The 9,821-nt window shown below is 55.8% G+C and carries 7 protein-coding genes and 4 pseudogenes; 5 read left to right on the forward strand and 6 right to left on the reverse strand.

Annotation, left to right across the window (positions count from 1 at the left end):
- Positions 1-76: 76 nt before the first annotated feature.
- A pseudogene (locus tag ATO67_RS19690) lies at positions 77-915 on the forward strand (IS3 family transposase); the annotation flags it as partial.
- 330 nt (positions 916-1,245) lie between these two features.
- Here the strand turns inward: ATO67_RS19690 and ATO67_RS22575 are convergent.
- The 5 genes from ATO67_RS22575 to tssI all read right to left on the reverse strand — a co-directional run bounded on the left by ATO67_RS22575 (position 1,246) and on the right by tssI (position 6,919).
- The gene (locus ATO67_RS22575) at positions 1,246-1,551 is read right to left on the reverse strand and encodes a PAAR domain-containing protein (RefSeq protein WP_082760349.1); all 306 of its coding nucleotides are present in this window, start codon (positions 1,549-1,551) and stop codon (positions 1,246-1,248) included.
- Positions 1,552-1,622: 71 nt separating this feature from the next.
- Entirely contained in the window at positions 1,623-2,165 is a 543-nt protein-coding gene (locus ATO67_RS19695) for a GNAT family N-acetyltransferase (protein ID WP_067653149.1), read from the reverse strand.
- A 6-nt stretch (positions 2,166-2,171) separates the two neighbouring features.
- Positions 2,172-2,792, reverse strand: a complete 621-nt coding sequence (locus ATO67_RS19700; protein ID WP_067653151.1) for a hypothetical protein — start codon at positions 2,790-2,792, stop codon at positions 2,172-2,174.
- 675 nt (positions 2,793-3,467) lie between these two features.
- Positions 3,468-4,469 carry a DUF4123 domain-containing protein gene (locus tag ATO67_RS23170; RefSeq protein WP_158667382.1) on the reverse strand — a complete coding sequence of 334 codons (1,002 nt, stop codon included), beginning with the start codon at positions 4,467-4,469 and terminating at the stop codon, positions 3,468-3,470.
- Positions 4,470-4,474: 5 nt separating this feature from the next.
- On the reverse strand, positions 4,475-6,919 hold the full coding sequence (tssI, locus tag ATO67_RS19720; RefSeq protein ID WP_067653160.1) for a type VI secretion system tip protein TssI/VgrG: 2,445 nt from the start codon (positions 6,917-6,919) through the stop codon (positions 4,475-4,477).
- Between the two features lie 203 nt (positions 6,920-7,122).
- Here tssI and ATO67_RS23570 point away from each other — a divergent pair.
- Positions 7,123-7,305: pseudogene (locus ATO67_RS23570) on the forward strand (3,4-dihydroxy-2-butanone-4-phosphate synthase); the annotation flags it as partial.
- 375 nt (positions 7,306-7,680) lie between these two features.
- Here the strand turns inward: ATO67_RS23570 and ATO67_RS19730 are convergent.
- On the reverse strand, positions 7,681-8,229 hold the full coding sequence (locus tag ATO67_RS19730) for a TetR/AcrR family transcriptional regulator (protein ID WP_067653164.1): 549 nt from the start codon (positions 8,227-8,229) through the stop codon (positions 7,681-7,683).
- Between the two features lie 111 nt (positions 8,230-8,340).
- Between ATO67_RS19730 and ATO67_RS19735 the strand changes: the two genes are divergently transcribed.
- The 3 genes and pseudogenes from ATO67_RS19735 to ATO67_RS23385 all read left to right on the forward strand — a co-directional run.
- Positions 8,341-9,129 (forward strand): SDR family NAD(P)-dependent oxidoreductase, encoded by a 789-nt coding sequence (locus ATO67_RS19735; protein ID WP_106404995.1) that lies wholly within the window; start codon positions 8,341-8,343, stop codon positions 9,127-9,129.
- A gap of 54 nt (positions 9,130-9,183) precedes the next feature.
- Positions 9,184-9,411, forward strand: a pseudogene (locus tag ATO67_RS19740) (oxidoreductase); the annotation flags it as partial.
- A 2-nt stretch (positions 9,412-9,413) separates the two neighbouring features.
- Positions 9,414-9,518 (forward strand): annotated as a pseudogene (locus ATO67_RS23385) (ATP-binding protein); the annotation flags it as partial.
- Positions 9,519-9,821 lie beyond the last annotated feature (303 nt).

A 9,821-nucleotide genomic window follows, 5' to 3' on the forward strand; every position in this document is an offset into this window, starting at 1 on the left:
ACATAAGCCTGTCCTCAAGCCTGTGCTTGAGCCTTTCTGCTTATGCCGACTGTCCGGTCGAAATGGGGTGCAGTTCAAAGAGACCTATCGCTTGCCAGAAATGCTCGCCTAACTGCAAATTGCGCGAAGCTCCTACTTTTATCATCGCACGCGCATGTGTCTCGCAGACAAGTATGCCGCCGTCCGGGACAGCCTTGCGGAAATCTTTGAAGCGAACCGTCGTTGTTACGGCTATCGGCGACTACAGGCGTCGCTGGCCAGGCAGAGCGTGATCATCTCGGAAAAGGTTGTCCAGCGCTTGATGAAGCAGGAGCACTTGGTCGTTGCTAGACCGCGTCGCCGGCGTTTCGGATCATACTTGGGAGAAATCAGTCCGGCCCCTGACAACTTGATCAATCGCGACTTCCATGCAGACGCGCCGAACGTGAAATGGCTAACAGACATCACCGAGTTCCAGATCCCAGCCGGGAAGGTCTACCTTTCGCCCATCATCGACTGCTTTGACGGAATGGTCATCAGCTGGTCCATCGGAACCCAACCAGACGCGGGCCTCGTCAACACCATGCTGGATGCAGCTATTGAGACCGTGACAGACGGCGAGGAACGACCAATCGTCCATTCTGATCGCGGAGCCCATTATCGCTGGCCTGGCTGGCTAACGCGGATCAGCGAAGCGAAACTGGTTCGCTCGATGTCCCGAAGGGCTGCTCACAAGATAACGCTGCTTGCGAAGGCTTCTTCGGTCGATTGAAAACAGAACTCTTTTATCCACGAGATTGGAAGGCCATCACAATCGAACAGTTCGTTGCCGAAGTAGACGCTTATATCCGCTGGTACAATGATAAGCGTATCAAGATATCGCTGGGATCACGCAGCCCGGTCGAATATCGAAGAAGTCTTGGCCTTAACGTATAAATCAGTCCAAGTTTTTATCCGCATCCCCGTTCTTTGAAATGGACGCGAACTCCATATCGCGTCCTTGGCAATGTAGGCTGCGGCACTCGGCGTCATATGGCTTTTCCCAGGAAAGGAATGGCTTGGATCGTCGCCCTATTCCCGAACCCTTTTGGCAACACATTCTCGCGGACATCAAGGTCACCAGGCCCTTTGGCGCCAGTGACCCCACGTTCGCAGTGTCACCGCTTCAAGCTTATACTCGCGGATGAATATCGTCTTTGCATTCCTGCTCTCCGATTTCAGGAGGAACACCTTAACTCGATGCCCATGAAACCGGCAGCAGGCCAACTACTCAAAGCTAAGCCAAGGAATACCTTGTACTAGTCTTCCTCCATGCGCGCAGGAATCCCCTAGCCGGGCTATTTTCTTGCCCTCGATACTGGCGACTGAAGAACCTCCTGTAATTCGATCCGATGTGGTGGGCACGCCGGTGCAAACTAAACTGTCCCCAACCGTGGCAATCGGCACACCCTCGACTGTGACGAAGTTTTGCTGTGTCGAGACAACTGGCCCGCCGATATGCGGCTTTGGCCCTGGATCAACCATAGGACAGACGTGCATATGGCCTTTAAGTGTAACCGCTCGACCAACCATTACGAACACCTCATCTTTACCCGCATATCAATCTAAACACGTCCATCTACATTGCTGTCGGATGCAATAGACTAGGCCCTTTCTGGCCGTTTCTGTCGCATAAGGACACAATCCCGCTTTTCTGATGAAACATGCGGATGCACTCTGTGACGCGGCAGAACTCTCTCGACATGAAAATCGACCTTTTCAAGCAGACGTATCAGTGGCGCAACATGCGCGTCGATCAAGGTCCAGGCTTTCGTTAGGCCCAGTTCCGCGATCAGGGCGCGCATGACTTCTTCCGATAGACCCTGACCCGAAACGTTCTGCATCAAAGCGCCACCAAGCTCTTCATCTGGGCCGACGTTTACAAAGCCTATAGGCTCGTCCACTGCATCCTGGCGTACTACAACGTAAGTTTTCAGGCCTTTGTCCCAGCTTTCGTCCCACTCAACGATAATGTGCTTAACGTCAATCAGTGTGCCGGCAAACGGCAAGGGGCTGTAACGGAACAGCTGCGGATCCGCGAGCATGGCGTACAGACTACCAGCGTCGCTTAGCACCGGCCGCCGAAGCATAAGCCTAGCGGTGGAGATTTTGTCTGGCACTTGCCGCCGGGAAGACTGTTCCAACATGCCTTACTACCCCAAAACAGACTGGACGATAAAGCGCTCCATCTCTCCCTCCGGGAGATATGGTTCCTCGCGCACGATTACAGTTCGGCCCTGAAAACGCTCATCCCCGTCGTTCAGCGTTCGCACGCCTGAAGCCTTGTCTGTAACGCAGAATCCGTCGGTTGAAATAGCGATACGGTCAAATGCTGCTTCTGTATTTGCGTATCGACCTGGTCCGCCGTTCAGACGCTCCAGAAGCGCCAGAGCCTCTAGCGCCCCCACTGATAACAAGTCCACTCCATCCAAAAATAGCGGCCGCTGCCCAATTGCTGGCATGATCTCTATGAGTCGCTCAGCCTCATACCTCAGAACGAGGCCCGGATTGCCGCGCGTCTCCGTAACGCTATCTGCGGAGGGCCCGTTCTGCGCATATGCGGCTATGAACGCCTGCTTCTCCTCGTCACTCATTGCTCCGCCAAATTGCTCCAATGTGTCGCTTAAGAGCCCGTCGGACGCACGGTCGCTACCTCGACCCATAACTGCGCCATAAGTCTCGGACCAGGCGTCGACTTCGGCTGGAGACATGCCAAATTTGAGCTTCCCCAGGCCTTCGCGTGGAAAAATCTTCCAGTCATCTTCTGCGGTCATCACTATCCCGTCCCTATTTCATTATTCCGTTTCGTCTTAGACACTCGGCGTAGGCCGTCGCTTGAGCTATTGCTGCATCGTATTTTGTCGGGTTGCCCTGCAACGCCGCTACCCTACGCGCATCTAAAACGTCAGCCATAAACGCTGAATAGGTCTGGCCGCGTGAAAGAAAGCCCCTCTGCACCGCGTAACTTGGTCCATGCACGCGGCTACCATAAGAGGCCGTAAGGCGATGATCAACCGGATCCATCTGTATCGCTGGCCCCACAGGTCTGGGCAAGGGTGATTTCGAATCTGCTGGCATATGGTGGCTATCGAGTCCGTCTCCCAGCGTCTCGGGTGTATCAGTCATGCAGCCGTGGGCTCCGCCTCGGTAGGTGCTGCCAGGAACTCCACAGGCGAGATATGCGCAGGGATTTTGGGCGCAGCGAGCGCAGGTTACGGTTCTGGTTGCAGGTACTGCCTGATCCTGTGTCTGAGCTTCAGACTGGGCATTTGACATCGCGCCGCTGACGCCGTTGACGATGTCGTCGCCATAGACGATTGCTCCCGTGGTTACTACAGCTCCTCCAAGTAACCACGCCGCAGTCCCTGCAGAAATAGTGGCGCCGCCTGCGGCGACAGTTCCCCCACCAGCGAGCGCAAGCCCACCTCCAACTGCCAATAAAGGAGGCATCAGCCAGCCCTCCTGTGGACGCGGACAACACTTTTCGTCTTATTGAAAAGCACGGCAAAATTCTGGTCAGGATCTTTCGGACCAGATCGAATGTAAGCCCGCACCTCAGGGATCTGTCCGCTCTTCTCACCAGAAATTAGCATCATGAACGCCCATAGTTTTCGAGAGTATTCTAGCTTCAATCCGAGTTCCTCCGCCTGAGCATCCTGCCTTCGCACAAGGTCGCGCAATTCCACGTCACTCCTTGCGGCGGTAAAATCCGGTGCCACCTTCCGCAGATAAGCCACGCGCTTGCCGACAACCGTTTCTCGACGCTGATCCTCGATTTCATCGATATTTCTTGTATTGAAAGCGAGAAGACCCCTTGGCGCAGGCGCCGTACCATCCTTGCGGCTGGCTCGCATTATGCTGCCGCCCCACTCCTCATCCGGTTGGAAGATGATAGCGTTTGCCGGTCCCAGCAGACGAAGATACTGACCTTGGCTGAGTGTGGGTATAATTTGAGCCATGACGTTAGGTTCGCTATGACGCAGAATGACCCGCTTCAACTGAACAGGTTGGGCCGGAGATTTCTCATCGCTGGGGCGTGGATCGGCTTCATAGCTTTTGCCTTGATCGACTCGTGCATCTCCCGGAAACAGCACCACATTGATTTTTCGCAAATGATGATAAAGGCTCTCTCCTCCAGCTGCACATTCCCAAAAAACGCAAGCGTGCTTGCCATCGATCAAGTCGATCAGCCGATCTAGTGAAACTTGATCCACCGGCCTGGCGCCCGTTCTGGAGATTGCATAAGGCCCACGGTCAAGCCATACCAATTGCGGCGCGCACCGGTCTTGATCCGGGTTACCTTGCGGAGACTTGCGGTAGAGAGATCGATGAAAGAAGTTTCCTTCCGACAGTGTTGTTGGAAGATCGGGAAATTGCGCGCCATCAAGGACTGCAAACAGTGGCCGCTGCGACCGCAGCAAAACCTCTCGCAGTTTAGATAAATCAGTCATCGTGACTACCCAACGAACGGAGTTGAAGTTGCTGTCATGTTTCGCAAGCAAGACCCGCCTTCACCTGGGCCGCCTTTTTTAAAGTTGATCTGGTTACCCTCTATATCGATCTTCAGTGCGAAGAGTTTAATGCCGCTTTTTGTCAGGGAGATGTAACCACCCGGCGTCGAAAGCCGGATTTCATCATCTGCAAAAATCTCCCAGACCTTCGCTTCACCGTGATATTTTTCCTCCGACACGAGATTGTAAAGCTTGCCGACATTGACGGTGATCTTCTCACCGACGCGGGTGTATTGGCCCTTGCCGACCTCGACATATTGTTCGCTACCTATGGTCAGATTCTGTTGCTTGCCAACTTGGCGCACTTCAGTCTGGCCGATGTTGGTCACCTTGCTAACGCCGATCTGCTCAGCTTTTGCAACACCCACGGACGTGGACTGGAACGCGCCGATGATGGTGTTCATGATGCCGGGGAGGGGGAATAGGCCAGATGCATCTGACCCAACACCCGTACCGGAACCAGCAAGTGCCGTGCCTGCATCAGACCGTGGGCTGGGGCCTGAGACCACGCCCTCGCGCGACGACATGCCGCCAGCGCCAAGGAAGCCAAGCGCTGATGACGCAAGCGTCGTGGCAAACGCCGCAATGCCGGGTCCCCCGCCGCCTGCGAATTGCGCCGCCTGACTGAGGAGCCCCGCTGTCTGCCCTGAGAGCGCCTGGACGCCCGCCATCGCCATCATCGCCATCGGTCCTGTGCCACCGACAACGGTGTTTACCGATCCGCCGATCTCGTGCTTCTGGTTGCCGGACACTTCCACCGCGCGGTTGCCACCAACCGATGCCACCTCATGGCGATCAATGCGCTTGGTACGGTCGTTGAGAACGCGAGTGGTCTGGTCCTTCTGTGCGTGGAAGAACTGGTTCTCCTTGCCTGCCTCATCCTCGAAGGTGATTTCGTTGAAGCCGTCGCCCTTGTGTGTGTTGGAGCGCAACACCATACGCGTCTTGTTGGCAGGCAGATCGTAGGGCACCGAATTTTTTGGGTTGTTCACGACACCCGTCACCAGCGGACGATCCGGATCACCATCGACAAAGGCGACCATAACCTCCATGCCGATGCGTGGGATAACCTGCGCGCCCCATGTCCCACCGCCCCATGCCTGGCTGACCCGCACCCAGCAGGTATCCGTGCCATCCTTCTTCGCCTTGCGGTCCCATGGGAACCACAGCTTGATGCGGCCATATTGATCTGGATGAATTTCCTCGCCCTCTGGGCCCGCAACAATGGCGACCTGCGTGCCCTCGATCTTCGGGCGCTTGGTCGTACGATGCGGGGTGAGGGGTACGCGGGCGGGGATAGCCTCAAAGGCGTTGCGGTATTCCGGTTCGTTGCTGTTGGTCTCATAGGAGCGATCCACGATCGTGTGGCTCGCCTTGATGATCACATGCTCTTCATATTCATGTTCGGGATGCGCAACTTCGTATGGCGTAAAGCGACGTCCGGCCTCCAAAATGCGGGAGGTCGATCCGCCGAAGACGCGGTCATGGTCGGCTTCGATGGATTGCGCCCGGAGTTTCTGGGCCCGCTCTGCTTCTTCCACCGTCTTGATGCGGGCCGGGTACTCGTACAGCTCGCGCTTGGTCGCATCCGGCATCTGCACAAGTGATGGCGTCATATTGCCTGGCACCATGCCGGGTGTTTCAAAGTTCCAGTCGGCGCCTGCACGCTGGCCGGGCACATAGGAAAAGCGGCGAGCCCAGTCATTGATGTGGTTGCGGTCCGAAGAACCCTGTGCCAATCTCACTCTGCCTTCGCCCTGAGCTGAAGGCGATGGTCCAAGCCATCCATTGGCGGTATCGGCCACATGCAGCTTGTGAGAGCCATCTTCGTGGCTGAAAAAGTAGTACAACCCGTCCTCTTCGAAACGGCGCAACAGATAGTCGAGGTCGGTCTCGTTGAACTGGGTGCTGTAGTACTGCGCAGGCGGAGTCTTGATGATGCCCGATGTATCCGGGGCTGGAATGCCGTGTTCGGAAAAAAGCGTTTCGGCCACCTCAACAGCTGTCTTGTCCATCCAAATGCGGCAATCGGAACGGCGGGATAGCAACCACATCTGCGGGCGAATGGTCATGGCGTAAGAGCGCAGACCACGGGTGATGGGTGGCCCCTCATGCAGGTCGGTCACCAGACCGTTGAACGGGCGGCGCACGCCACCACCATCTTCACCCTGTTGCACCTCTACCGAGACATCGATCAGACGGCCGATCAGCTCTTCCGGCTTCACCGATTCCTTCTTGGCGCGGACATTCAGCTGTATCTCGAACAACTGCGATACGCCTTCGTTGATCACCATCCGCTCCGGTAGCAACTGGTCTTCGCCCAGTGGCGACTTGACCTTGAGAACACGGCTAGCCTGAATGAACTCGGACGACGATGGCTGGTCGGTCATGGGGAACCCCGGTGATCGGATTGGATAAAATATCAATCAGCTGTCAAAATCTGCACGGAATGCAATCAATCATTGTGGCAAAAGGATGGAGGGAAGACCTTATTTGCAACCGCGAGACCATAATCTTCACGCCGCATCCCAAACTCGCCGTAATCTGCCGAGTAATCTTAAAGAGAGAGGTTGAAATTAGGGACGCAGCCATGTCGCTGGCTGGAGTGATCTGTGAGGTTGCCAATGATGATGGCACGATGGCGCGCCTGCCGGACCTGGAAATCTTCGCTACACGCCATGGCCTGCTTCTCGTAACGATCGAGGATCTGGTTACATTTCTAGTAGAGAAAGGGTCCGTATCGGTGCCCGTTGAGCTTGAGAGCCTTTGTGCATAAACGCAAAAGTGGGCGTCGGACTACGGAATAGGGTTTACGTTTCCGAAGTCTCTTCTCCACTTGCTTAAGCCGCAGCGTCCTTTATCGTTCAATCGAACTCGGGATCGATATCGTCCGCGTCGATGTGCAGGAGAACGAGCGGTTACGTTCCGAGCACAGTCTTCTCGGCTGATCTGTCGCTGGGTAACACTGAACTCGAGGGCTCCCTCTCTTCAAAAGTCAAGTGTGCATTGAACGGAGAAGTAAAGTCAGTATCAAACTCGGGAGGTCGCCGACGGTTCGAATCCCAACGGCCAATAGCGGAAGAAGGGGGGCGGTGGAACCCTATCCTTGGTTCGGCAGCCGTCAATATTCGCACAATCTGATCTCTACGGGCTAACCGATGCTAGCTTCGATCCATTCGCGCGTCTGCTCAAGAACCTCGTCAGACAATTCGGGATCATCGACCGCACGGGCGAGGATGACTGCTCCGACCATTGCGGCCCAGCTTCCTATTGCTGCACGGCGCTTTTCGGCTGCACCTTGCTCAGGCAGCGCCTGCTCAATGCGCGCGATCTGGGTGCGCAATCCTTCTGTCATGACGGCTTTTGCGGCGGGCGTTTGGTGACGAATAGCGGCGGCGAGGCCTGCCGTCGGGCATCCATTGCCGGGATTATCCCGATGACGAGGTGCTAGGTAAGAGCGGACGAAACTGTTGAACTCGCCGTCTCCGACACTGTCAGATGACAGCGCCTGGGCAAGCGTCTGGGCCACAAGATCGTCCTTTGACGTGAAGTGTCCGTAAAAGCCGCCATGGGTCAGTCCGGCTGCTTTCATGACTTCTGCCACACTGACCGCATCGAACCCCTTGTCCTTAAACAACCTGCTCGCGAAATCCAGAATCCGGCGACGGTTTTCTGCCATCTGTTCTCGGCTGACCTTCATTTTCAAAATTCTCCGCAACACCTGTTGAAATTTACATGATGGCTATCATATTTAAATCCAATCATGATGATGATCATGAATATAGGTTCAATCAGAGAAAAGAGCAATCCAATGAGCCAAATTTCCGCAGTCCTGATTACCGGTCCGTCTACTGGCATCGGTGCCACCTATGCCGAACGGTTCGCACGACGCGGCCATGATCTCGTGCTGGTCGCCCGAGACGCGGCGCGCATGGAGACGCTTGCAAGCCGTCTGCGCCAGGAAACCGGCGTGACGATCGACATCCTCCCGGCCGATCTCACCCAGGCGACGGATCTTGCTAAGGTTGAGGCCCGGCTGCGTGACGATGCGCGGATCGGCATTCTCGTCAACAATGCCGGAACGGCGATTGGTGGAAGCTTCGTCGACCAGAGCGTCGATGACATGACCAAGCTCGTTGCGCTCAACGCGACCGCACTCGTCAGGCTTTCCAGCGCTATTGCTCCCCGTCTTGCCAAGGCAGGAGAAGGCGCGATCGTCAATATCGGTTCGGTCGTCGGCCTCGCCCCGGAATTCGGCATGACCGTCTACGGTGCGACCAAGGCTTTCGTCCTTTTCCTGTCCCAGGGACTTGCGCATGAGCTCGGACCGAAGGGCGTTTACATTCAGGCGGTGCTTCCCGCCACGACCCGGACCGAGATCTGGGATCACGTCGGCGCCGACGTCAATGCCATGAGCAATGTCATGGAAATGGGCGATCTGGTCGATGCAGCCCTGGTCGGGTTCGACCGCCGCGAACTGGTGACCATCCCGCCGCTGCACGATATCGGCCAGTGGGACGCTTTCGATGGCGCGCGCAAAGCCATGCTCGGCAATCTCGCCAATGCGCTTCCTGCTGAACGCTATCACACGCCGGTGTGACCTTTCCTCACTCGATGAACCCATGCCGCTTCAGAAAAGTATCAAAGCGCTATCATGACCAAGACCACGCTCTTCGAACCAACCAACCTAGGCGCAATCACGCTTGCAAACCGCATCGTCATGGTACCGCTCACCCGCAATCGCGCCGGCGCGGGCTTCGTGCCCGGCGATCTGACCGCCGAATATTACGCCCAGCGCGCTTCTGCAGGGCTGATTATTTCTGAGGTCACCCAGATTTCTCAGCAGGGCCAGGGCTATCAGGACACGCCCGGCACGTATTCGACGATGCCAAGATGACCACCGCACTTCGCGACCGCCTAACGTACCATTGCGAACTTGTCGAGACCGGAAAAGAATCGTGGCGCTTCAAAAATCGCTCTCGAAGGTAAAGTCGAAGATGAAGTCCTTTGCCAATTAAGTCGCATCTGGTCCAGGAGGCGCTTTGTACTCTCCTTGCACGCCCTTTCTTTAAGATTTGAGCACTATGAACAGTGTGAATGACGCAATCTGGGGGATGAAATGTCGAGTACTAAAGTTAAAAGTCCTTTGTGGATAAAGATCACGGCTTACGGGTTTGCTGCCGTATTGTTCTCAGCCGCTACCATTGGCGGAACTGCATGGTATCGCCAATCGGTTTCGAGCGCAGAAGCTCTGCAGCGGGAATCCGCCGCAGATATGACCTTGGTTGAAAC

Source organism: Agrobacterium bohemicum (assembly GCF_001562555.1).
Classification (GTDB): Bacteria; Pseudomonadota; Alphaproteobacteria; order Rhizobiales; family Rhizobiaceae; genus Agrobacterium; species Agrobacterium bohemicum.